The sequence below is a fragment of the Pseudovibrio exalbescens DSM 16456 genome, assembly GCF_000422785.1.
In the GTDB taxonomy this organism is placed as follows: Bacteria; Pseudomonadota; Alphaproteobacteria; order Rhizobiales; family Stappiaceae; genus Pseudovibrio; species Pseudovibrio exalbescens.
Genome location: NZ_KE383919.1, coordinates 87,990 through 111,754, shown reverse-complemented (window position 1 = coordinate 111,754; position 23,765 = coordinate 87,990). Strand labels below are relative to the sequence as shown.

General features: G+C 56.2%; 24 protein-coding genes. 9 read left to right on the top strand and 15 right to left on the bottom strand.

The window, feature by feature from the left end:
* Positions 1-13: 13 nt before the first annotated feature.
* A complete protein-coding gene (locus G512_RS0117360; RefSeq protein WP_028482811.1) occupies positions 14-1,309 on the top strand; it encodes an RsmB/NOP family class I SAM-dependent RNA methyltransferase in 1,296 nt (431 codons plus the stop codon).
* A gap of 79 nt (positions 1,310-1,388) precedes the next feature.
* On the opposite strand, the gene G512_RS21625 is transcribed toward G512_RS0117360, so the two are convergent.
* Positions 1,389-2,663 carry a tetratricopeptide repeat protein gene (locus G512_RS21625; RefSeq protein ID WP_051269558.1) on the bottom strand — a complete coding sequence of 425 codons (1,275 nt, stop codon included), beginning with the start codon at positions 2,661-2,663 and terminating at the stop codon, positions 1,389-1,391.
* 277 nt (positions 2,664-2,940) lie between these two features.
* On the opposite strand from G512_RS21625, the gene G512_RS0117350 reads away from it, so the two are divergent.
* Both G512_RS0117350 and guaA read left to right on the top strand, forming a co-directional pair.
* Positions 2,941-3,432: a MarR family winged helix-turn-helix transcriptional regulator gene (locus G512_RS0117350; RefSeq protein ID WP_028482810.1), complete on the top strand. Its 492-nt coding sequence runs from the start codon at positions 2,941-2,943 to the stop codon at positions 3,430-3,432.
* A gap of 122 nt (positions 3,433-3,554) precedes the next feature.
* Entirely contained in the window at positions 3,555-5,102 is a 1,548-nt protein-coding gene (guaA, locus tag G512_RS0117345; RefSeq protein WP_028482809.1) for a glutamine-hydrolyzing GMP synthase, read from the top strand.
* A 71-nt stretch (positions 5,103-5,173) separates the two neighbouring features.
* Here the strand turns inward: guaA and G512_RS0117340 are convergent, their stop codons facing one another.
* The 3 genes from G512_RS0117340 to G512_RS0117330 all read right to left on the bottom strand — a co-directional run bounded on the left by G512_RS0117340 (position 5,174) and on the right by G512_RS0117330 (position 6,447).
* Complete coding sequence (locus G512_RS0117340) at positions 5,174-5,674, bottom strand: hypothetical protein (RefSeq protein WP_028482808.1); 501 nt, start codon at positions 5,672-5,674, stop codon at positions 5,174-5,176.
* Between the two features lie 98 nt (positions 5,675-5,772).
* Positions 5,773-6,114 carry a TraR/DksA family transcriptional regulator gene (locus G512_RS0117335; protein WP_028482807.1) on the bottom strand — a complete coding sequence of 114 codons (342 nt, stop codon included), beginning with the start codon at positions 6,112-6,114 and terminating at the stop codon, positions 5,773-5,775.
* Between the two features lie 27 nt (positions 6,115-6,141).
* Positions 6,142-6,447: a PilZ domain-containing protein gene (locus G512_RS0117330; protein WP_028482806.1), complete on the bottom strand. Its 306-nt coding sequence runs from the start codon at positions 6,445-6,447 to the stop codon at positions 6,142-6,144.
* 271 nt (positions 6,448-6,718) lie between these two features.
* Here G512_RS0117330 and G512_RS0117325 point away from each other — a divergent pair, with 271 nt between their 5' ends.
* The 6 genes from G512_RS0117325 to G512_RS0117300 all read left to right on the top strand — a co-directional run bounded on the left by G512_RS0117325 (position 6,719) and on the right by G512_RS0117300 (position 12,856).
* Entirely contained in the window at positions 6,719-7,303 is a 585-nt protein-coding gene (locus G512_RS0117325; RefSeq protein ID WP_028482805.1) for an NnrU family protein, read from the top strand.
* A gap of 214 nt (positions 7,304-7,517) precedes the next feature.
* A complete protein-coding gene (locus tag G512_RS0117320; protein ID WP_028482804.1) occupies positions 7,518-8,168 on the top strand; it encodes a tetratricopeptide repeat protein in 651 nt (216 codons plus the stop codon).
* A 13-nt stretch (positions 8,169-8,181) separates the two neighbouring features.
* A complete protein-coding gene (locus G512_RS0117315) occupies positions 8,182-9,519 on the top strand; it encodes an outer membrane protein assembly factor BamB family protein (protein WP_028482803.1) in 1,338 nt (445 codons plus the stop codon).
* 31 nt (positions 9,520-9,550) lie between these two features.
* A complete protein-coding gene (der, locus tag G512_RS0117310; protein WP_028482802.1) occupies positions 9,551-10,963 on the top strand; it encodes a ribosome biogenesis GTPase Der in 1,413 nt (470 codons plus the stop codon).
* A gap of 119 nt (positions 10,964-11,082) precedes the next feature.
* The gene (locus G512_RS0117305) at positions 11,083-11,871 is read left to right on the top strand and encodes an inositol monophosphatase family protein (RefSeq protein WP_028482801.1); all 789 of its coding nucleotides are present in this window, start codon (positions 11,083-11,085) and stop codon (positions 11,869-11,871) included.
* An 82-nt stretch (positions 11,872-11,953) separates the two neighbouring features.
* Positions 11,954-12,856, top strand: a complete 903-nt coding sequence (locus tag G512_RS0117300) for a DMT family transporter (RefSeq protein WP_028482800.1) — start codon at positions 11,954-11,956, stop codon at positions 12,854-12,856.
* A gap of 167 nt (positions 12,857-13,023) precedes the next feature.
* On the opposite strand, the gene G512_RS0117295 is transcribed toward G512_RS0117300, so the two are convergent.
* From G512_RS0117295 to rpsF, 11 genes are all read right to left on the bottom strand, one after another.
* Positions 13,024-13,311 carry a hypothetical protein gene (locus G512_RS0117295; protein WP_028482799.1) on the bottom strand — a complete coding sequence of 96 codons (288 nt, stop codon included), beginning with the start codon at positions 13,309-13,311 and terminating at the stop codon, positions 13,024-13,026.
* Between the two features lie 285 nt (positions 13,312-13,596).
* Positions 13,597-14,391, bottom strand: coding sequence for an IS1595 family transposase (locus G512_RS22265; protein WP_228130530.1), 795 nt, complete (start codon positions 14,389-14,391; stop codon positions 13,597-13,599).
* A 345-nt stretch (positions 14,392-14,736) separates the two neighbouring features.
* Positions 14,737-15,480, bottom strand: coding sequence for an SDR family NAD(P)-dependent oxidoreductase (locus tag G512_RS0117280; protein WP_028482797.1), 744 nt, complete (start codon positions 15,478-15,480; stop codon positions 14,737-14,739).
* A 5-nt stretch (positions 15,481-15,485) separates the two neighbouring features.
* Positions 15,486-16,967: an amidophosphoribosyltransferase gene (gene purF / locus G512_RS0117275; protein ID WP_028482796.1), complete on the bottom strand. Its 1,482-nt coding sequence runs from the start codon at positions 16,965-16,967 to the stop codon at positions 15,486-15,488.
* Between the two features lie 58 nt (positions 16,968-17,025).
* Positions 17,026-17,649 (bottom strand): CvpA family protein, encoded by a 624-nt coding sequence (locus G512_RS0117270; RefSeq protein WP_028482795.1) that lies wholly within the window; start codon positions 17,647-17,649, stop codon positions 17,026-17,028.
* A 91-nt stretch (positions 17,650-17,740) separates the two neighbouring features.
* Positions 17,741-19,135 (bottom strand): DNA repair protein RadA, encoded by a 1,395-nt coding sequence (radA, locus tag G512_RS0117265; protein WP_028482794.1) that lies wholly within the window; start codon positions 19,133-19,135, stop codon positions 17,741-17,743.
* Entirely contained in the window at positions 19,128-20,294 is a 1,167-nt protein-coding gene (gene alr, locus G512_RS21615; RefSeq protein WP_228130529.1) for an alanine racemase, read from the bottom strand. The genes radA and alr overlap by 8 nt, the downstream gene beginning before the upstream one ends.
* Positions 20,295-20,404: 110 nt before the next feature.
* On the bottom strand, positions 20,405-21,892 hold the full coding sequence (locus G512_RS0117255; protein ID WP_028482793.1) for a replicative DNA helicase: 1,488 nt from the start codon (positions 21,890-21,892) through the stop codon (positions 20,405-20,407).
* 339 nt (positions 21,893-22,231) lie between these two features.
* A complete protein-coding gene (rplI, locus tag G512_RS0117250) occupies positions 22,232-22,837 on the bottom strand; it encodes a 50S ribosomal protein L9 (protein ID WP_028482792.1) in 606 nt (201 codons plus the stop codon).
* A 141-nt stretch (positions 22,838-22,978) separates the two neighbouring features.
* A complete protein-coding gene (rpsR, locus tag G512_RS0117245) occupies positions 22,979-23,221 on the bottom strand; it encodes a 30S ribosomal protein S18 (protein WP_036490058.1) in 243 nt (80 codons plus the stop codon).
* Between the two features lie 6 nt (positions 23,222-23,227).
* Positions 23,228-23,644 (bottom strand): 30S ribosomal protein S6, encoded by a 417-nt coding sequence (rpsF, locus tag G512_RS0117240; protein ID WP_028482790.1) that lies wholly within the window; start codon positions 23,642-23,644, stop codon positions 23,228-23,230.
* Positions 23,645-23,765 lie beyond the last annotated feature (121 nt).

Below are 23,765 nucleotides of genomic sequence, written 5' to 3'. Positions count from 1 at the left end.
ATTAGGATAGTTTATGCGTGATGGTGGGCGCCTTTCTGCGGCAATTGACGTCTTGTCGGAAATCGAGACGCGCAGACGGCCTGTTCAGGAAGCTTTGAAAGACTGGGGGAATGCGCATCGGTTCGCCGGCTCGGGGGATCGTGTCGCCATCGGTAACCTCGTGTTTGACGCATTACGTCACAAGCTGTCCTACGCCTACATCATGGGGGATGCTTCGCCGCGGGCGTTGGCATTGGCTACCTACGTGATCGGCTGGCAGAACCCGGTGGAACAACTGGTCACGGCCATCGAGGCTGATCCCCATGCACCTGCTCCGCTTTCCGATTTCGAGTTCAACAAGCTGGCAAGCCCTGATCTGACGAATGCGGAAGATCATGAAGTCTGCGACATTCCCAAATGGTTGTATTCTCGCTTTCAGGCAGCCTTTGGAGAGGAAACCGTTGCTGTTGGGCGGGCTCTTTCTGCACGCGCTCCCATCGACATGCGGGTCAATACCCTCAAGGCAGATCCGGAACGGGTTCTCAAACGCCTCGCGCATCTGCATGCCGTTCCCAGCGGTTTGTCGCCGGCCGGTATCCGCCTCGCGCCTGTAACAGGGCCGCGCAAGTCGCCCCATGTTCAGGCAGAAGAGGGGTTCCGAAAGGGCTGGTTCGAGCTGCAGGATGAAGCCTCCCAGATCGCCGCGTTGATGGTTGGAGCCAGACCGGGGGATCAGGTGCTGGATCTGTGTGCAGGTGGCGGCGGAAAAAGCCTGGCTTTGGCCGCAAACATGGACAACAAGGGCCAGATCTATGCCTTTGACGCCAGCAAGCTGCGTTTGGCTCCCTTGTATGAGCGGATGGCGCGCGCCGGCGTTCGCAACATTCAGGTCGTGGACCCGCAAACCGGCAAACTGGATGATTTGAAAGGGCGCATGGACAAGGTGCTCGTGGATGCGCCGTGTTCTGGCACCGGTGTGTGGCGCCGCCGCCCTGACACCAAATGGCGTGTTACCGAAAACGCGTTGGCCGGCCGGGTCGATGAACAGCGCAAGGTGCTGGCTCAAGCTGCCGAGTTTGTCAAACCCGGCGGGGTGCTGACATATGCGACCTGTTCGCTTTTGCCCGAAGAAAACCAGGATCAGGTGCGCTGGTTCTTGGAGCAACATCCAGATTTTGCGCCTATGGATCTGCGTTTAGAGTGGGCTCGTTTGTTTGGCAATACCTCCCGTCATCCGCTCTTTGCGCAGGATGGCAGTTACGCCACCTTGACGCCCGCACACACGGATACGGATGGGTTTTTCCTGTCGCTGCTGCAAAAGCAGGGCTGACGACAGGGAATACTGAACACGATAGGACAAAGGCGCGTTCGAGGGAAAATCGGCGCGCCTTTTTCGCCTCTGGATGGTCCTAGTCGCGTTCTTTGGCTGGGGGAGTGGGATCCTCAGCGTCATCAGTCGGAACGTCCTGAGAAGGCGCAGGTGACGTCTCTGGCGCTTCCGGGCTTATATTTTCCGGAAATTCAAACTCGTATTCGGTCTCTTCGCGGACTTCAGCGTCCTGCTCTTCCTCGGCTGATGAGCCTGCTTCGCCGTGGCTCAAGTTATCCTTGGGCCGGCCTGTAAAGCCTTGGGCCGCAAGATCTTCAATGGCGGCAATGGCGCGCTGCGTTTCTTCCGGTACTTCAGTGCCCTTGGTGGTAGACGTCAGAACAGCGCGCGCCGCGTCTTGCGCGTCCGCAGCGGCCAAGGCTGCCCCAAGGGTGTTGCAGGCTTCGCGACTGTCGGGGATTTGCCGCCACGCTGCAGCAGCATGTGCAACCGCGAGATTGACCTGCCCAGATCGCCGCTCGGCAACGGACAAATGCAGCAATACCTGGATGTTCTCGGGTTCAATCGCCTGTGCTATCTCAAAGGAGGAAATTGCGCGTTCATAGTTCCCCTCCAGAATGAAGGAGTGGCCCATGGTCAGCAGCACTTCGATATTGCTGGGCTGCAAGCCGTGCGCGTGTTCAAGATACGTGCGCGCTTCCTGCGGTTTTCCGCGCCGGATCAGAATCTTTGCAAGGCCGAGCAGGGCAGGGACGAAAGAGGAATCGATACGTAGCGCGCTGCGGTACTTGAGAACTGCCGTTTCCTGGTTGGCCTCAGTGCAGCAGGCATCTGCATAAAGCGTCAAGGCGGCTGCGCTTTTGGGGATGATCTTCAAAAGGGCTTCTGCAGGTGCCATCGCCTCCTTGTGGCGGCCCATCTGCACGAGAATGGTGCCCAGTCCGTAAAGCGCGTTGCGGTTTTCCGGATCCTGTTCCAGAACTTCCACGAAACTCTTTTGTGCCTGTTCCAGATAGCCCAGCAACAGCAGGCAGTTGCCCATGTTGCTGCGAGCCGCCAGATCATCCGGCCGGGTGAACAGGACTTTTCTGAAATGGGCAATGGCTTCGCGCAATTCACCGGCCCGCATCAATGCGGTGGCCATGCGATAAACAATGTCGATGTCATCGGGAAACCGGCTGATCAAGTCCCGGTAGATGGCCAGCGTGTCGTCGTAGCGCCCTTGCTGTTCCAGCCGAGCAATGTCGTCCAGAGCGTTTTGGATGTACGCGGAGCGTCCGTCACCGGTCGTGTTGGCCATCAAGTCTCGGTCCCTGTTGTCTGCACCTTGCGCAATTTCGAACTGGTTTCTCATCTACTTGTCAAGAAAACGGTAACCATGCTCGAATCATAAGTTTATCAGACCCGTAAAAGGGTAAGGCTTTGTAAATACTCCGTCAAAGAAAGTCCTCATTCACAACATCAGCCGACACGCGGGTCGTCAAGCGCCCGGCGGTTTCAAGGTGTGGATGTTTGCAAGTGAGCGAAAGCCGCGAATATCTATTGCTTCCCCATGAAGGGTACTGATATCACCCCTTCAAGCTCCGCAAAGGTGCAAAAGCACCTGCTTTGACGCGTATCCGGAAAAGTGCATGTCCGAAACAGATGATTTGTTTTCATTCACGCAAGGCTCGTTGTTCGAGGCTGATCGTGGGATTGATCTGGAGAATTTCCTGCCGGTCAAGTTGATCTGGGCCGGGCGCAAGATGGAGCGTTGGCTTCAGGAACGCCTGCAAAAAGGCTATGATCTGACAATACCTGACTGGCTGGTGCTCAACGCGCTGATGAAACAGGAGCGCGTTTCGGTAAAGCAACTGGGCCCCAATATCGGGTTGGATACGGTCGCCGTTTCCCGAGCCACGAAGCGATTGGCCGAAAAGGAACTGGTCATCAAGGACCCGGATCAGAAGGATCGCCGGTTGGTCGTCCTGATACCGACCGATGAGGGCAAGGCCCTGATCGGGCGATTGGATACGGACCTGAAGGCTTTTGAACAAGCAACAATGAAACAGCTCGCCAAGCCCGAACGAACCCGGCTTGGTCAGCATCTTGCCAACCTGAGCGAGCCACCGATCAAGCGGTAGCGGCAAAGTGGCATACGGTATCCTGCGAGGGGGTGTTGATTTATCGTGCATCACCACAACAAACGCCGTTTTTTGCAGGAAAAGAGGTTCAAAAACGAGCGGCAACAGAGTAAGAGCAGCCCATGACTGACCGCATTCTCATCATCGATTTCGGATCTCAGGTAACGCAGCTGATAGCGCGCCGTGTGCGCGAGTCTGGCGTGTACTCTGAGATCGTCCCGTTCCAGTCTGCTGAAGCCGCTTTCAAGGAAATGAATCCCAAGGCGGTCATTCTGTCAGGCGGTCCGGCATCCACCACTGAAATGGGGAGCCCGCGTGCACCCCAGGTCGTTTTCGAGTCCGGCATTCCCGTTCTCGGCATCTGCTATGGCCAACAGACCATGTGCGCCCAGATCGGCGGCGAAGTTGAAAGCTCCGATCATCGCGAGTTTGGTCGAGCTTTCATTACCGTCAAGAAGGACAGCCCGCTGTTCGAGGGCATCTGGCCGCAAGAGACAGACCATCAGGTCTGGATGAGCCATGGTGACCGCGTCAATCGCATCCCAGATGGTTTTGATGTCATTGCCGCCTCCGATGGCGCACCATTCGCCGCCATTGCCGATGAGCAACGCCGGTTCTATGGCGTCCAGTTCCATCCGGAAGTGGTACACACCCCTGACGGGGCCAAGCTCATCGAGAACTTCACTCACAAGATCGCAGGCTGTTCCGGTGACTGGACAATGGCCGAATATCGCCAGCAAGCCGTACAGGCGATCCGTGATCAGGTTGGCGATGGCAAAGTGATCTGCGGATTGTCCGGTGGTGTGGATAGCTCCGTAGCCGCTGTTCTGATCCATGAGGCCATCGGCGATCAGCTGACCTGCATCTACGTGGATCACGGCTTGATGCGTCTTGGCGAAAGCGAACAGGTCGTCTCTCTGTTCCGCGAGCACTACAACATCCCATTGGTACATGTGGATGCGTCCGACCTGTTCATCGGGCAGCTCGAAGGCGAAACTGATCCGGAAAAGAAGCGCAAAACCATCGGCAAGCTCTTCATTGACGTGTTCGAAGCAGAAGCCAAGAAACTTGGCGGAGCAGATTTCCTCGCGCAAGGAACGCTCTATCCGGACGTGATCGAAAGTGTGTCCTTTACCGGCGGTCCTTCGGTGACCATCAAGTCTCACCATAATGTGGGCGGCTTGCCGGAGCGCATGAACATGCAGCTCGTTGAGCCGCTGCGTGAATTGTTCAAGGACGAAGTGCGCGCACTTGGACGTGAGTTGGGGCTGCCTGAAAGTTTTATCGGCCGTCATCCGTTCCCGGGGCCGGGTCTTGCGATCCGTTGTCCGGGCGGCATTACCCGCGAAAAGCTGGATATCCTGCGCCAGGCTGATGCCATTTATCTGGACGAGATCCGCAAGGCCGGTCTTTATGATGCCATCTGGCAGGCGTTTGCCGTGCTGTTGCCGGTCCAGACTGTAGGCGTCATGGGCGATGGTCGAACCTACGAATACGTTTGTGCTCTGCGTGCTGTGACGTCTGTCGACGGCATGACCGCAGACTTTTACCACTTCGACATGAACTTCCTTGGCCGTGCGGCAACCCGCATCATCAACGAAGTTCGAGGCATCAACCGGTGTGTCTACGACATCACCTCCAAGCCTCCTGGAACCATCGAGTGGGAATAAGCCGGAATTAGTGAGGGCCGCCTAATCGGGCGGCCCTTTTTCATGTGCGTGCGTTGTTCAAGAGGGGATCATTAGGGGAACGCGATTGTCGCAATAAGGTCCCGTCCGCTGTCGTGGCCGGAGGCTACTGCGATCTCTCGAAGGCTCTGATGGGTCGATGTCACTTCAAACCCCTTTCGCTCAAGGCGCTCGCGAAGTTCAGTTGGGGTGGCCCCATAGATGGGCGCAATTTGTTCCAATGTGCTGCTCGCGATCCCGTTCAATGTCGCTATGACAGGGTTGCCGGAGGCGGAAGTGCCAAGAAGGGCCGGCGCCGCGAAAACCACTCCCAAAGCTAGGCAGATAGCCAAGGGGAGCAATATGGTTTTGCGCCGAAAATACATCTTGAGCGGTAACCAGTTCTTCCAGATGTGAAAACCAACGGGCACGAGAAGCAGGAGTGAAAGCCACTCATGCATGCCGTGAAAGATGGCAGATCCAACATGAAAAAAAAGCAATAGTCCGGAGGCGGCGGAAATCATGAAGAGGCCAACCGTAAAGGTTGTGCCATGCGTTTTGAAGAAGGTGGTCATGAGAAACCCTGGCGGTGGCAATTGAATGTCCGCGCATAATGTATTGCCAGGATGTCGCTGAATTATGCCAGTTCGCGGCTAAGATGTAACAGTTTGTGTCATCCTTGGAGCCGAGCGCAGGAAACACAATAGAGCGCCGCCGGATCAATGCGCAGGCGCTCTTCGGGAATGTCGTCGCCGCATTCAAGGCAATAACCGTACTCGTCTTCCTTGATGCGTTGCAGTGCACTCTCGATGCGCTGCAGATCCAGAGCGCGTTGCCGCTCATTGGCCTGCGCCATCGCCTGTTGCTGCATGGCGTCCATGCGGGAAAGCCGCCCTACGGATTGCTGGTCGAGTTGAACAGGCGAACGTGCATCCCGAGACATTTCATCCAACTGCTCTAACTCTGCTTTTCTGGTTTCCAGCAGAGTTTTGGCTTCGGCAGTGGTGAGTGTCATAACCGGAATCCTTGAAAATAGTGGCCGCTAGAACTTGAGCAAGCCGGGGAATTCCTCCAACGCGCTCATGAATTCAACACCCAGAGTGTCGCCTGTCCGCCAACGAACTTCAACCTTGGCGCGCCGCCGCAGGTGAACAATGTAAAGATAGAACTCATCCGGTATTTCCTGGGTGGTTTCCAGTTTTAACCGGGCGCCGCCCTCTGACATGTCGCGTATGAGACAATCAAAGACCGTTGAATGATCGTTCGAGACCACGCGACCCTCTTTGAGGGTGCGCCGCCGATAACTGCGGCGACGGTCGGTTTCGACAGCGCTATTGGTTTGGGTCATGCCGAACTCTTGGTTTCTGTCTGTGCGTGGGCCGATTGGTGACCGTATGTTTGCTACACAAGTGAGTTTTCTTTGATGAATAGTGCATACGCTGGTTTGGCTTCAATACTATTACAGCATGCGTGCCAGTCAAAGACCTCGAGTACAACCCGTTTAAGGCTTGCATCTATTTGATTTCTCAGGCACTCCTGCTCATATGAGTCAAAACACGTGGTTTAACTCTAGCTGGGCATAAAGTGCAGGGTGCCCACTGCCACCCTCGGGGGAGAAGATGATACTACTGATTTTGGGTCTGATTGTTTTTTTGGGCATTCATTCTCTGCCGGCATTTGCCGGCCCACACGATTCGATGAAAGCTAAACTGGGTGAGAACGGCTTCAAGATGCTGTTCTCGGTGATATCCGCCGTTGGAATTGTCTTGATTGTTTACGGGTATGGGCAGGCCCGGTTTGCTGGCTATATGCCGATTTATACGCCGCCGATCTGGATGAGCCATCTGGTTTTGCTGTTGATGGTGCCGGTGTTTGTGCTGCTTGCTGCAGCTTACTTGCCCGGTCACATCAAGAAGCGCACCAAGCACCCCATGATCCTGTCCGTCAAGATTTGGGCGTTTGCGCATCTGCTTGCCAATGGCGAACCGCAGTCCTTGCTTTTGTTTCTTGGATTCTTGGCATGGGGTGTTTTCGATCGCATTTCCCTGAAACGGCGTGATGTCGCCGCTGGCGGTCCTGTAGCTGTTGACATGAGCCACGCAGTGCGCAATGACGCCATCGCATTGATTATTGGCCTTGGCATTTATGTACTGTTCGTGTGGAAACTTCACGAAATCATCATTGGTGTCCCGGTCATCAGTTGACCTTTTGTGAAAACCTGCTGTTTTCACGGGGTCTCACCTTTGCCGCTGCTTGATTAAGCTGGGGTGCGAAGGCTAAATGTTGCTCTGCCCTAATTGTGCCACCTTGCATGAGGAAGAGAGCGCACAGGGCGAAACGAAAATTAACGGGCGCGCGTGGCCTGTCTCGATTGGGACAGACGCGGCCCGCCTAGTTGCTGCGGGAATTGAGAAAGCCATGTCCGACATCTTTCGCGAAGTCGATGAAGACGTCAGAAAAGAAAAATACTCACGCCTTTGGAAACGCTTCGCGCCATTCGTATATGGCACTGCCGCGCTGATCGTGCTCGGGACAGGCGGCTACCGCGGCTATGAATACTACGTTGATACACAGTCCAAGCAGGCAGGGCAGATCTTTCTTGAAGGATTGCAACTGTCTGACGACGGCAAGCACGATGAAGCCATTGCTGCCTTCGGTCAGTTGAAAGGCGAAATCGGCGGCTACCCGATGTTGGCAGACCTTCGCATTGCTTCTGAACTTGCCGAAAGCGGCAAGAAGGCAGAAGCGGTAGAGCTTTTTGACGCTGTCGCGATCCGCAGTGGCGTTTCCGAACTTTATCGCGGTCTTGCATCTGTGCGCGCAGCCTACATTCTGCTGGACACCGGCTCCCTTGAAGATGTGAAGCAGCGTGTCGAGGGGCTGACTGCTGCGGGCAATGCGTGGCGCTTGCCGGCGCTGGAGATCATTGGCGCTGCCGAATACAAGGCCGGAAATCTCGATGCGGCCAAGGCACGCTTCGAGGAAATTGTGAATGATGCCTCTGCATCAGGCGATTATGCCGGTCGGGCGACTGTTTATCTTGATTTGATCAAAGCTGTGAACGGCTAAGGGGATTTAAAAAGTGATTGGAAACAACCGAAAGTCCTGGCGGGCGGTCTGTGGCACTCTGGTTCTGGCAACAGCGTTGTCGGGATGCTCGGCGTTGTCCGGTCTAAATCCTTTTGGCGGTGATGATGATTTCCTGCCGGGCGAACGCAAGGCACTCTACAGCTCGCAGACGCTTTCGGCAGAAAACGCGACTGCCAGTCTGGGCCCTGCCACCGGTGGAACGGCATGGCCCCAGCCAGCCGGGCCGGTGGATAACGACCCCGGTAATATCGCGGTTGACGTGAACGGGTCCGTGGCGTGGTCCAAATCCATTGGCAAAGCCCGCAGTGGCGGCTTCCTGAGCTTTGGCTCTACCCCGCCACGAAATGCGGCACGTCCGGTTTCTGATGGTAGCCGCATCTACGTCTACAAGCAGGACGGCGATCTGTTGGCGCTCTCCATGAACGGCGGGCGTGCCTTTACCCGGTCATTGCGGCCAGAAGGCGAGTCTGAAGTTGGCATTGGCGGCGGTGTCGCGCTGGACAACGGCAAGATTTTTGTCGCAACCGCTTACCGTCAGGTCCATGCGTTGGACGGTGCAGGCCAGGTACTTTGGACACGGGATCTGGATGTACCGGTCCGCGGGGCACCTGTTGCGGCCAATGGAAAGGTCATCATCGTTACGCAGGAAAACGAAGTCATCGGCATCGATCAGGCTGACGGCTCTGAAAGCTGGTCGTTTGTTGGTATTGCCGAAAACGCGGGCCTCCTGGCCTCGGCGAGCCCTGCAGTGTCTGGTGGAACAGTTGTCGTTCCGTTCTCCTCTGGGGAAGTAATGGGTCTGGATGTCAAGTCCGGTGAGCCGAAGTGGATTGATGCGGTTGCCCGCTCATTCCGGACGCGTGCGCTCTCGGGCCTTTCAGACGTTTCGGCAAGCCCGGTCATTCATGATGGGCGGGTCTATGCGACCTCGATTTCCGGACGTACCATTGCTGTCTCCTTGCGGAACGGCGAGCGCTTTTGGGAAGCTGATGTGGGCAGTGTGCACACGCCCGTGGCTTCCGGGAATGCGTTGTTCATGATTGGTCTTGACGACAACATGTATGCTCTGGATAACAAGAGCGGTCGTGTATTGTGGGCTGCAGACCTGTCTGCAAATGCCGAAGATGCTGGCAACTGGGCGGGTCCAATTCTTGCAAACGGCAAGTTGGTCGCCATGTCCAGCGAAGGCTACTTCGTACAGGTTGATGCCAAAACCGGTGCGGTACTCGCATCCAGAAAAACCTCCGAGGAAGTCTACGTGACCCCGATCGTGGCCGGTGGCCGAATGATCGTGCTCAGCGGAGATGGCTCGGTTGCCGCGCTGAACTGAGGTCAGCGCCAACTCATTTAGGAGAACTCGCGTGACTGCGACAGTCGCCATTATTGGCAGACCCAATGTCGGCAAGTCGACGCTCTTCAATCGACTGGTAGGCAAGCGCCTGGCGCTTGTCGATGATCAGCCCGGCGTGACCCGTGACCGACGGTCAGGGGATGCACGCCTGGGCGATTTGCGATTCAGGATCGTTGATACCGCCGGCCTCGAGGAGGCTTCCGCCTCCAGTCTTGAAGGACGGATGCGTGCGCAGACCGAAGAAGCCATTCGGGAAGCCGACGTGGTCCTGTTTCTGGTGGATGCGCGGGCCGGTTTGATGCCGCTCGACGAGCATTTTGCCAACCTTTTGCGTCGAAATTCCACACCGGTCATTCTGGCGGCCAACAAGGCTGAAGGGAAAGCCGGTGAAGGTGGCTTCTATGAAGCGTTTACACTCGGCCTTGGGGAACCCATCCCCATGTCTGCTGAACATGGCGAGGGGCTGGCGGATCTTTATGATGCTCTGCGTCCGCATGTTGAAGCGGCAGAAGAAGAGGCCGCTACGGCGTCCGCTGAAGGGGAAGCACGCACGGATATTGACGTGGAGGAGGCCGAGGAAGACGAAGAGGTCGGTACAAGGGAGCGTCCCTTGCGCGTGGCTATCGTCGGCCGTCCCAATGCCGGCAAGTCCACCATGATCAACTACATGCTGGGCGAAGACCGGTTGCTGACGGGCCCGGAGGCCGGCATCACCCGTGATTCCATCAGTGTTGATTGGGAATGGAACGACCATCACCTCAAGGTGTTTGATACGGCGGGGATTCGCCGCAAGGCGCGCGTTCAGGAAAAGCTGGAAAAGCTTTCCGTTGCCGATGCACTGCGGGCCATCAAGTTCGCCGAAGTTGTCGTTGTAACGCTTGATGCAACCATTTCCTTCGAAAAACAGGATCTGCAGATCATTGAGCTTTGCGCTCGCGAGGGCCGGGCGATTGTGATCGCGGTGAACAAGTGGGACCTGATCGAAGACCGTGAAGAGGCGTGGCAACATCTGAAAGATGCGCAGGCCCGCTATCTGAACCAACTGCGTGGCGTCGAAATCGTTACCATGTCCGGACAGACGGGCGCCGGTATCGATCGTTTGATGAAGGCTGTCTTCCGCGCCTATGACATGTGGAACCGGCGCATCAGTACGTCGGCCTTGAACCGTTGGTTGGACGGGGTGCTGGTGCACCATCCGCCGCCGGCAGTGGCCGGGCGCCGTGTTCGATTGCGTTACATGACACAGCCCAAGACCCGTCCGCCACATTTTGTGGTGTTCTGTTCCCGCCCGGAACAGTTGCCGGAAAGCTATACACGCTACCTGATCAACGGCATCCGCGAACGGTTTGACGTGATGGGTACGCCGATCCGGCTATCCTACCGCAAGGGCGACAATCCTTACGCCAGCAAAAAGAAACGGTAGTCACAAATACGTTTTGAATTGCGGGTAAACCACGGTCTACAATAAGCAAATGCCTCTCATGCCTCAGTTGGGCTGAGGGGCATTTTTCTGACTGCCACCCATCCTGGACGTATAAATCGATGACAACCGAAAGATTTGAATTCGCAACGGCGCTCGCCAAGCGTGCCGGGGCCTTCGCCCGCGACTATTTTCAGCGCATAGACACCCTGACGATTGAGAGCAAGGGGCACCAGGACATGGTGTCGGAAGCAGATCGCGACACGGAAACGCTGGTTCGCGACGCCCTCAAGGAAGCGTACCCGCATGATGGTATTCTGGGGGAGGAACACGGGCGAATTGAGGGGTCTAGTGACTACCTTTGGATCATCGATCCTATTGATGGCACAGCCAACTTCGTAACCGGCATTCCGCAATGGTGTGTGATCATCGCCTGTCTGAAAAACCATGAGACCTGTTTTGGCGTGATTTACGATCCGATCTCCGGTGAGCTGTTTACCGCACAGCGGGGGCAGGGTGCCTTCGTGAATGGCAAGAAGATTGCCATTTCCCAAAGCCCCGGACTGGACGTCGGATCTGTGGGGCTGGGCCACAGTGCCAAATCCACGACCGCCAAAACCTTGGCAGTGGCTGAGCGTCTTCTTTCCGCTGGTGGCATGTTTTTCCGCAACGCGTCAGGTGGCCTCATGCTGGCCTATACCGCATCTGGACGTTTGATTGGATATATCGAAGAGGAAATGAACGTTTGGGACTGTGTTGCTGGCTTGCTGATGATTGAGGAGGCCGGTGGCACCGTGGCTCCTTTCGACATGAAGCAGGCAATAGAGCACAAGTGCCGGGTCGTTGCTGGCGGACCGACAATCTACTCAGAACTCATGCAGATTGCGGATGAGGTTTACGGCCAAGTCTGACAGCTGTTTCTAATCCTATGGAATGGCCCGGTCTCACCGGGCGGCATTGTTCGCATGATGGGACTATGCTACCGGCTAGGGCATGACCAAGGATCAGGTTGCCACTTTGGCGACGACAATTGTTTTTGTCACGGGCGCGTTCTGGGGGCTGTACTGGCTTCCGGTTCGCGCATTGGATCAGATGGGGCTGACAGGGGCATGGGGCACAGTTGCCATCACCGGCGCTGCTGTCCTGCTCTGGGGACCATTGGCAGGGCGAAGGTGGCGAGCGGTACTGAAAACTGATCGTGTGGCGCTTGTGTCGATTGCTCTTGGCGGCGCTGCATTTGCTCTCTATTCTATCGCGTTTGTCTACGGCCGCGTGGCAATCATTATCTTGTTGTACTTCCTGACACCGGTGTGGAGCACACTCATCGCGCGCTATGTGATGGGCTGGCACACGCCTCGGCTGCGGGTGGTGGCGATTGCGTTGGGTTTGGCAGGACTGGCCGTCATGCTGAGTGCAGATGGCACGGCGCCTCTGCCACGCAGCGCTGGAGAATGGATGGGGTTGGTCTCGGGGCTTTTGTGGTCGGTTGCCACCACGGGGATTCGGTCCAGATCAGATCTTGGCCCTGTACCTGCGGCCTTCGTATTTGCTCTGGGCGCTGCAGCGGCTGCAGCGGTTATGGCGCCATTCCTTGAGCCGTTCCCGCCGCTGATCGCAAATGTCGGATTGGGATCGGTTCTTGGCCTTTCACTATTTGCTGGCGCGGTGTGGTGGGGTCTGTCTGTTGTCGGGCTGATGTGGGCAACCATCAGGCTGGAGCCGGCCCGTGTGGGTATATTGCTCATGGCTGAGGTCGTGGTTGGCGCTATCTCTGCCGCCCTCATTGCTGGTGAGATTCTTAACATTACAGAACTGATTGGCGGCGCTCTTGTGATTGCGGCAGGTATCTTGGAGGTTTGGCCGGTCAGACGCCCATCCTCGTCGGCCTCCGCCTGACGTCACCGGTTCCGGCTAAGGCAAACAAAAAAGCCATGTCTTCAAACCGTGTTGGCAAACAAAAAGGTATAGGGAACCGGTTGGGCAGGCGATCAGAGTTCCAAGTATTTGGCGGGAATGTTGCGATCAGAATGCCAACCCGTGGCGACCAGGATGCTGGACGGCGACTACAGCGGGTCGGGCAGCCTGATTTCTGGGGCTTCTCCAGCGGAAATGAACTCGACACGCGCACGATCGTCCAAGGTTTCAGCGAAGCGGCCCAAATAGCGCATTCCAGGATAGACATAAGATCTTGTGTTGTCGTCTCTGCCAGAGATTTCTTCATTGGCCAGCAATTGGCGTCTTTTGTGGCATCTGGCAGCCTTGTCGTCGAACCGCACGGGATCCAATCGAAACGCAATGCACCCATCTTGTCCTTCATCCAGGACAAAGAGGCCTGCTTCTGCGAGATACAAGTTGGATCCTCTTCACCAGCCTGTGTCTTCGAAAAGTTCGCGTGATATTATCTCACCACGATGCTCGACAATCAGTGTTCGACGCCAATCACTCTGGAGGCTGAACATTCCGTTGACCGTCAGAGACACCCGCACGCCGCCTTCCAGAGTAACAGAAGCTTGATGCGCACTATTGCAGCCAGCCAAAAGGGCCACCGTTGAGAAAAAAGCAAAGACAATGCGCATGGGATACCTAAATCTGAAACTCGACTAAAATTGGTTCGAGCGAGGCCTGCGGTCAATGGCCTATAAAATCCCTTCAAGCACTTTTCTGAAGGCTTCCTCTGAGCTTAGCCTTGAGCGCAACAGGAACCAGCGAAGATACAATTTCAGGTATTTCGACGCAGGACCTTTGAACGGGCGCATGAATTCATCGTAGCGAGAATGAAGTGAGTTCACATTCTGAATGTGGAAGGCCTTTTCAACGACCCTCTGGCCAGGCTTGTTGTTCAGGACATGATGCACCAATCCGTTCTTTGTTGAGAAGCGTGCGTATGCCGCTGCACCGTCAGTGCAAAGAACTGCATCCGTTGCAACGACCGGACTGAGGGCGGCGTCAATGACAGGTATGCTCCTGTTCTTGATCCGCTCGAGAAACCGATGTCCAGAACGGTCTGTGATTGTGAGAAGCGGCAGCTGCCAACGAGACAGTCCTCGTTTCATCTTCACGCGTCCGCTTTTGTAGACATACCATTGATGACGTGGCGGGCGTGGGTAGAGAGATGGATTTTGGCGATGCAAAACCCACTCCCGTGATCCCTTGCGGCTTTCACGTTGGTGGGTTTCATCGACTTCAACGATGCCGCCGAACTTGGTGTCAGAACCATGGCCAATAGCTTCCAGAATCAACACTCTCCATCGCCAGATAGTGTCCTTGGCTTTGCCGAGCGAGAATGCCAGCTTCCGGCAGGATCGTGGCCTATCGGAAAACATATCTCGGACGACTTCGAGAAACAGATCGTGGCGGTGGATGCCGCAAATCGGAGTTCCAGTGAGACCAGTATAGGTTTTCAGACATCCGCTGCATCGGAAGCGCTGCACTCCGGTTCGGGTTTGCCCCCATTATTGTCGTCGGCAGCCACCGCAGTGCGGACACGCGTCGTCTCTCTCGGCTCGCCTTTCTATTTCGGACAAAGATGCTCTTGCCCGACGGATATCCATGGTGCTCGAAAGCAAATCTTCGATCTGGTTCGCATTCAGCTGCGGCAGTTGATCGAGCAGAGATCGAAACAGGTGCTGATTTATCGGTGCAGGGTTCGCTTTGGCCATTTGTCCTCCGAGGGTTGCTCGAAAGGCCATATTGGCCGACTTTTCTCAGCGGGAAGGGCCCCAACACGATTTAACGACATGGCTAACAAAAAACGGGCCAAAGCGGCCCGTTTCGTCTTATGAAGCAATCTGCTGAAATTCTCGAAGCTTACCGGACGGGTGATCATAGTAAAGACCGTTGGCCTCGCTGTCCGGCAGACAGAACCGCAAAATGGCGGGCGACAACTCGCCGGGGTGAGGCAACGTTTCCGGATCTTCGCCGGGCATGGCGCGCGCCCGCATGGCCGTGCGCATCGGGCCGGGATTGACCAGAATCGTGCGGATCGGCGTCTTTTGAGTTTCGTTGACATATGTCCGGGCCATTGCCTCCAATGCCGACTTCGACATGGAGTAGGGGCCCCAATAGGCCTTGCACTTGTGCGGAGCACTAGATGTTAGGAATACCGCACGTCCGGCATCAGACTGGCGAAGCAACGGATCAAGCGAGCGCAGTAACCGCCAGTTGGCTGTCACGTTGATCGCCATGACCTGATCAAACTTCTTCGGGTCAATATGGCCCAGCGGCGATGTCTGGCCCAGAATGCCTGCGTTGGCAACGAGAATGTCCAGCTTTTGCCAACGCTCGTAAATGGCCGCCCCCAGCCGATCAAGACCGTCATAGTCGGTCATGTCCAGCGGAACCAGTGTGGCAGAGCCACCCGCCGCCTTGATCTCGTCATCCAGTTCTTCAAGACCGCCTACAGTTCTGGCAACAGCGATCACATGAGCGCCATTGGCGGCCAGTTCCTTGGCAGCGTAGTACCCAATTCCCCGAGACGCGCCGGTGACTACCGCAACACGCCCCTTCAAAGCCTCTGTCATTTCTTTCAACCAACTTCCACCAGACGCGGTGTGGTCCGGTTATCGTCGTCATTAATCAGGTCGGTCAACGGCGTCGGATAGTCGCCGGTAAAGCAGTGATCGGTGAACTGAGGCGCTTCGTTGTTACGCCCTTCTTCATAGCCCATGGCTTTGTAAATGCCGTCTACAGACAAGAACGACAAGGTATCCGCACCAATATAGTTGCGCATCCCGGCAAGGTCGTACTTGGCGGCCAGCAGCTTTTCCCGCACCGGGGTGTCGATGCCGTAGTAGTCGGAATACTTGATCGGAGGAGAAGCGAGGCAGAAATGCACTTCGCTGGCACCGGCCTCGCGGATCATCTGAACGATTTTCAACGAGGTAGTGCCTCGTACAAGGCTGTCATCGACCAGCACAACGCGCTTGCCCTTGATTTGTGATTGATTGGCTGAATGCTTCAGCTTCACACCAAGGGTGCGGATCTGTTGTGTGGGCTCGATGAACGTTCGCCCAACATAGTGGTTGCGGATGATGCCGAGCTCAAAGGGAATGCCGGACTCCTGAGAATATCCCAGCGCGGCCGGCACACCGGAATCAGGCACGGGAACAATGACGTCCGCTTCAATCGGGTTCTCCTTCGCCAACTGGCGGCCAAAGGCTTTGCGCACATCGTAAACGCTGCGACCGCTGACAATCGAGTCCGGACGGGAGAAGTAGATGTACTCAAAGATGCAGGGCCGGGCAGGGCGCTGGCCAAAGGGGAAATAGCTTTCCATGCCACCCGGTGTACAGACAACGACCTCGCCGTTTTCGACTTCACGAATGAACTTGGCGCCAATGATATCGAGTGCGCAGGTTTCAGAGGCAAAGATCGGAGCACCGTTCAAGTCACCGAGTACCAACGGGCGAATGCCATAGGGATCGCGTGCGCCAATCAGTTTCTTGCGCGTCAACGCCACCAGTGAAAACGCACCTTCCATCTGGGTGATCGCCTCGATGAAACGGTCCACGATCTTGGTTTTGCGGCTGCGTGCGACCAACTGCAGGACCACTTCGGAATCCGAGGTCGACTGGCAGATGGCGCCATCCTTGATCAGTTGGCGGCGCAGTTTCATGGCATTGGTGAAGTTGCCATTGTGACAAACGGCGATTCCGCCTCCGTCAAGCTCCGCAAACAGCGGCTGAACATTGCGGATGACAGGTGCGCCGGTCGTGGAATAGCGCACGTGTCCCACGGCATAGGAGCCGCTGAGCTGTTCCATGATTTCCGGCTTGGAGAAGGAATCTCCCACAAGGCCGAGATGACGCTCAGAGCGGAACTGATCGCCATCATAGGTGACGATACCCGCTGCTTCCTGACCCCGGTGCTGGAGGGCATGCAGGCCCAGGGCTGTCAGGGCCGCCGCATCCTCATGGCCGAGAATGCCGAACACGCCGCATTCCTCATGCAGCGTGTCTCCATCCAGATCTTCCTGGCTCAATACAACAGATGTGTCGGCGCCGTTCATGGCGTTGGCTCCTTGGTTATAGTTATGACCAGTCCCAGCGTATGTCTGAATGCACTCGTCAGTTTCGTGCGGTGCCCGTTTCACTGAGTTGATCCAGGCTGCGCCGCTCTGAGGACGAGTAGGTCGGCGCTTCAGCATCGCCCGCAGCATTGCTCTGGCCTTCTGCGGCCGGCCTGCGGATCTGGTCCATAATGGCCTCTTCCGGGTCCTCAGGTAAAGCCGCTACCAGACTTGCGCCGGTCGTGACCAGCAGATGTCTGGATTTGGCGTTCATGATCCATTGCGGCTGCTGCTGTTCGGGTACGAACCAGTTGAAGAACAACATGGCGACCACAACGATCAAAAACCCGCGTGCCGCGCCGAATACAAACCCCAACGTGCGGTCCAGTGCACCAACCCGGCTATCCAGAACAAAGTCCGAGATGCGCATGGTTATATAGCTAACAATGAACAGCGTCAGCAGAAAAACGACAGCAACGGCCGCAACGGTAGCCACGGTATCGTTGGAGATGTAATCTGCCAGAAACGGTTTAACCGGCTTATAAAAGAAATAGGCCGAAGCGGCGGCAGCAATCCAGGACGCGATCGACAAGACTTCGCGCACAAATCCGCGGATCATTGCCAGAATAGCTGACAGGAACATGATGACGAGCAAAATGCCATCGAGTAGTGTGATCGGCATGGATCGACACGGCCCCTTTTTTGTAGAGAGAGTGGGCATTAGCCTCAGGTATCTCTCGAAAATCCAATCATAAAACGCCAGTCAGGATCGGTTATGCATCTGCGCCCGCAGGGGCCTTTGATGCAACCGTGGCCACTAACTCCCCGAGTTCCTCTAGGCCGCGGACCTGTTCCAGACCTTGTGCGCCGTCTTTCATGTTGGCATGGGGAACCACTGCTTGACCAAAACCCAGTTTCTGGGCCTCTTTCATGCGGGCTCCTGCCTGCGCTACGGGCCGAATGGCACCGGACAAACTCACTTCGCCGAAATAGACGCATTCGAGCGGAAGGGCAACCCCACTCAAGGAAGAGATGAGGGCTGCAGCCACAGCCAAATCTGCGCCCGGCTCATTGATACGCAAGCCTCCCGCAACATTCAGGTAAACGTCATGTTGCGAAAAGCGTACACCACACCGCGCCTCCAGAACCGCAAGGATCATGGAAAGGCGCGCTGAATCCCAACCGATGACCGCTCTGCGCGGCGTGCCAAGCGGTGAGGGGGCCACAAGGGCCTGAATCTCGACAAGAAGCGGACGTGTGCCTTCCAGGCCGGCAAAGACCGCAGCTCCCGGACTGCTGCCACTCCGCTCGCCAAGAAACAAGGCGGACGGGTTGGCCACTTCGCGCAAACCGGAATGCATCATTTCGAACACGCCGATTTCGTCGGTAGCGCCAAAACGGTTCTTTACGGCGCGCAAGATGCGGTATTGATGGGCGCCATCTCCTTCGAAATATAAAACCGCATCCACCATGTGCTCCACGACCCTGGGGCCGGCTATCTGGCCATCTTTGGTGACGTGCCCCACGATCACAACGCAGGCGCCTGTCTTTTTGGCGTAGCGCACCAGCGCCTGCGCGCACGCACGCACTTGCGTCACCGTACCCGGAGGCGAGTCCACCCGGTCCGTCCAAAGGGTTTGAATACTGTCGATGATGATAACAGCGGGTCGGTCGTTGGCTTTCAAGGTGGCCAGAATGTCTTCCACGCTTGTTTCAGCGGCCAGCTTGACGGGCGCGCGCGACAGTCCCAGACGTTCCGAGCGCAACCGCACCTGATCCACGGCCTCTTCACCGGATATGTAAACGATGTTGTGCCCTTGATTGGCCAGTACGGCGCTGGCCTGTATCAGCAAGGTCGACTTGCCGATTCCCGGATCACCGCCCACCAGCAAGGCCGAGCCCTTGACGAAGCCACCGCCGGTCACCCGATCCAGCTCCGCGACCCCGGTCTCGATGCGCGGGGCTTCCTTGATCTCGCCGGACAGGCCCACCAGCTCCACGACACGGCCTGAGCTGCGTGTGGCTTGGCCGGGACCTCCGCCAATACCGGAATCGGCGCGCTCTTCCTGGATGGAGTTCCATTCGCCGCAGGATTCGCAGCGCCCCATCCACTTGGATGTAACGGCTCCGCACGACTGGCAGACAAAAGAGGTCGACCGTTTAGCCATGAGTCAGGGCATCTTCTCCGTTTTGCGTATAGCCAATATAGCTGCGCTTATATCGTGCCCCGAGCGCCGTTAACAGTTCATAGGGAATGGTCAAAGCCGCTTCGGCCAGCTCATCAACGGAAATCGTCGGGCCCATGACTTCAACGCGGCTACCGCGGACAACCGTGCCTTCGGGAACATCCGTCACATCTATGGCGAGCATGTCCATTGATACCCGGCCGAATAGGGGGCAGCGAATCCCGCCAACACTCGCAAATGCTCCGTCTCGTTCATCGGTGGACCCCACCAACCTGTGCATGCCATCTGCATAGCCAACGTTCACTGTTGCGATTCGTGTGGGCCGTTCGGCCGTGCGTGTGGCACCGTATCCAACCGCTTCACCGGGGGACACATCCCGCAAGTGAATCACTTCGGCTTCGATGGTCGCGACGCACCGCATGGGGGTTGCCGCCTTTGGAGTCGGATTGCCGCCGTACAAGGCGATTCCCGGTCGAACCAGCTCAAAGTGATAATCTGCACCGAGGAAGACCCCTGACGAGTTGGCCAACGAGCGCGGTACACCGGGAAACAACGCCGATCCGCGCTCGAACGCGGCCAACTGTTGTCTGTTGAGCGGGCTGTCTCGGTCATCGGCACACGCCAAATGGCTCATCACGAGTGTCAGGTCAAAGGCGCGTAGAAGCTGTGAGTCGTTTGCGAGCGCCTCAGCTTGAGCGTGGGTCAGCCCCAACCGATTCATGCCGGTGTCGATATGCAGACCTGCCGGCAGGGTTTCGCCTTTGGCCTCACAGAAACGGGCCCATTCGCTGATCTCATCCGGGTGTCCCAGGATAGGTCGCAAAGCCGCGTCGTCATAAAGAGCTAGCCGGCCGGTAAACACCCCACTAAGCACATAAATGGGTGCGTCAGGAACCAGGGCGCGCACCTCCTGACCTTCTTCGGGTGTTGCAACAAAGAAAGTGCCTGCGCCAGCCGCGCTCAGTGCAGGAACCACGTGATCCACACCGAGCCCATAAGCATTGGCCTTGACCACCGCCGCACAATCACACGCCTCGCCAACGCGGGCTTTCAACGCGCGCCAGTTATTTTGCAATGCGCCAAGATCAATAGTCAGATGTCCGGCGCAAGACATCCGGGTAGGGTCTGGTTGGTAGGACACGGCCACCTCGATTTGTCAGGAACTGAATGCACTTTACGCACCAAATGCGCAAACAAAAAGCCCGTGCGCGATAAACGGGCACGGGCTGTGCATGGTAAAGCCGGGTAAGCTTACTCCATTGTACGTTCGGGCAGATGATCGTCCGCGGCCAGATCGGAGAATCGGGTGAACTCTCCCTGGAACTGAAGGTCAACAATCCCTGTGGGACCGTGACGCTGCTTAGCGATAATCACCTCCGCTTTGCCGCGTACGCGTTCCATGTCCGTATTCCACTGCTCGTATTCCGGCGTTCCTTCGGGCGGTTCCTTTTTGCCCATGTAGTATTCTTCTCGGTACACGAAGAGAATCACGTCGGCGTCCTGCTCGATGGACCCGGATTCGCGCAGATCCGACATTTGCGGCCGTTTGTCGTCGCGTGATTCCACCTGACGGGAAAGCTGCGACAGCGCAATGATCGGTACTTGCAGTTCCTTGGCGAGCGCCTTCAGCCCCGTGGTGATCTCCGTGATTTCCTGAACACGATTCCCCTGATTCTTTGAGGAGCCGGTCAGCAGCTGAATATAGTCGACCACGATCAGATCGAGACCTTTTTGTCGCTTCAGGCGCCGGGCTTTTGACACCAGAGAAGCAATGGAAATACCACCGGTCTGGTCAACATGCAGCGGTACATGCTGCATGTGCTGAGTCGCTGCCACAAGCTTTTCAAAGTCCGCCTCGTTGATTTCGCCGCGGCGAATCTTTGAGGAGGAAATCTCCGTCTGCTCGGAAATGATACGAGTCGCCAGCTGTTCGGCACTCATTTCCAGCGAGAAGAAGCCAACGACACCGCCATTTACAGTCTTCATGGACCCGTCCGGCTGTTCTTCTGCAGCGTAGGACTGGGCGATGTTATAGGCAATATTGGTTGCCAGCGAGGTCTTGCCCATTGCCGGACGCCCCGCCAATACGATCAAGTCTGACTGCTGCAACCCGCCCATGAGTCGGTCCAGATCACGCAGGCCCGTTGAGATACCGGAAAGGGCGCCTTCGCGGTTGAACGCTGCCGCAGCCATTTCGATGGTCTCGGTCAACGCCGTGCCGAAATCCTGAAAACCGCCATCAGAACGGCCGTTTTCCGCCAGTTCGAACAGTCGGCGTTCCGCGTCATCAATCTGTGCGTTCGGCGACTTGTCGATCGGCGCATCATAAGCAACGTTGACCATGTCCTCGCCGATGCGGATCAGGTTCCGCCGGATCGCGAGTTCATAAATCGTATTGCCGTAGTCTTCCGCGCTGATGACGGATGCCGCATCCGCAGCGAGTCGCAACAGATACTGCGCTGCAGGCATCTCCGCGATCTTTTCATCCGCGGGGAAGAATGTTTTCAATGTAATCGGAGAGGCAATCTTGCCTGCCCGGATCAGCACACCGCACTTCTCGTAGATATCCCGGTGGGGAGCTAGGAAAAAGTGTTGTGCTTCCAAAAACTCGGAGACTCGATAATAAGTCTCGTTATTGACGAGGATTGCCCCCAGAAGCTGACGCTCAGCCTCCGAGTTATGCGGTACTACACGCACTGACTCACTCGCCGTTTCCAACTTTTGAACTTTTCCGTTCATTACGCCCCTCGTGCCACTTGGCACTCTGACTACCCTTTTGGCGGGTGTTGGGAAAGGGTGCACGATCGATATAAAAACAGTTCTTTCTCCCCTCTAGATCAACGGGGAAAATTCATGGTTGCCAATTGACAGTGAAGGCAATTTTACGCTGCGTAAATCCACCAAAAAAGAAGTAAGTATTTTGAGATATTTACTATGAACCCATTGAAAAACAGTGAGATTTCAGACTTCAGGTGCTTCAGTTTCGTGTCAACTTAAAAATTTAGGCAAAACGCAAGAAAAAAGGGCGCATTTCGTCTTGAAATGCGCCCTGCATAAAAGAAAATGGCCGGAAACGGCTTATTTTTCTTCGTCTGTTGCTTCTGTCTCTGCTTCGGCTTCTTCGCCTTCTGCTTCCTCAGAATCGCCTTCTTCGCCTTCAAGTTCTTCTTCTTCGAACTCGAAAGTGTCCTCTTCGCGAGCCGTCAAATCTTCGCCGGCTTCCTGACGAGCGGCTTCATCTTCAGAGCGCGCTACATTCATTGTAATCGTGACTTCTACCTCTGGGTGAAGAACGATTACAACGTCATGAAGGCCGATGGACTTGATCGGACCCTTGAGGTCAACCTGCGAACGGCCAATGGAAAAACCGTTTTCAGCAACAATCGTAGCAATGTCGCGTGCTGCAACAGAGCCGTACAACTGACCGGTTTCACCGGCAGAACGAATGGCGATGAAGCTCTTGCCAGCCAGCTTTTCGCCAACGGCTTCTGCTTCTTTCTTGCGCTCGAGGTTACGAGCTTCAAGCTGAGCGCGTTCGCGTTCGAAACGCTCCAGATTCGCCTTGTTGGCGCGAAGTGCCTTGCCCTGTGGCAGCAGGAAGTTCCGAGCATAACCGTCACGTACGCGAACGGTGTCGCCCATCTGGCCCAGTTTGGCCACGCGCTCAAGAAGGATAACGTCCATTTCAGATACTCCAGATCCGTCTGTCCTGCATGTATCATGCAGTTAGAGAATGGTCTTGGTGGTCCCGCCAATCTCAATCGGGTTTCGGTGCTGGGTGCACCGGAGAATCGGGCAGGGTGCCTCTGGCACCCCATCCAATGCTTACTTGATCACGAACGGCAGAAGGCCGAGGAAGCGGGCACGCTTGATGGCCTTGGCCAGTTCACGCTGCTTCTTGGCGCACACTGCGGTGATGCGGGAAGGTACGATCTTGCCGCGCTCGGAAATGTAGCGCTGCAGAAGACGGGTGTCCTTGTAGTCGATCTTCGGCGCGTTGGCACCGGAGAACGGGCAGGATTTGCGACGACGGAAAAACGGACGACGTGCAGGAGATGGTGCTGACATGATAGATTACTCCGCTGCTGCTTCGTTGCGACGTGGGCCGCGATCACGGTTACCAGGTGCACCGCGATCACCGCGATCACCGCGACGACGGTCGTCACGATCACGCTTCTGCATCATTGCGGACGGATCTTCGTCCAGCTCTTCCACCTTCACGGTCATGAAGCGGATGATGTCTTCATGCAGGCCCATCTGACGTTCCATTTCGGCAACTGCCTTGTGTGGAGCGTCCAGGTTCATAAGAACGTAATGAGCCTTGCGGTTTTTCTTGATGCGGTAGGTCAGGGTACGCAGACCCCAATTTTCGATCTTGCCTACCTTGCCTTCGTTTTCTTCGATAACAGTTTTGAACTGCTCGACGAGGGCTTCAACCTGTTGGGTAGAAATGTCCTGGCGAGCCAGGAACACGTGCTCATAGAGCGCCATGCGTTTAGCCTTTCTGGTTTAGTTTCATCCGGACGCGGCGCAAAGCCTCTTCGAGGGCCTTTACGAAAGGCATGGCGAAGAATTCTTCAAGAGCGGGAACACGGGGAAGACGGAAATCTCT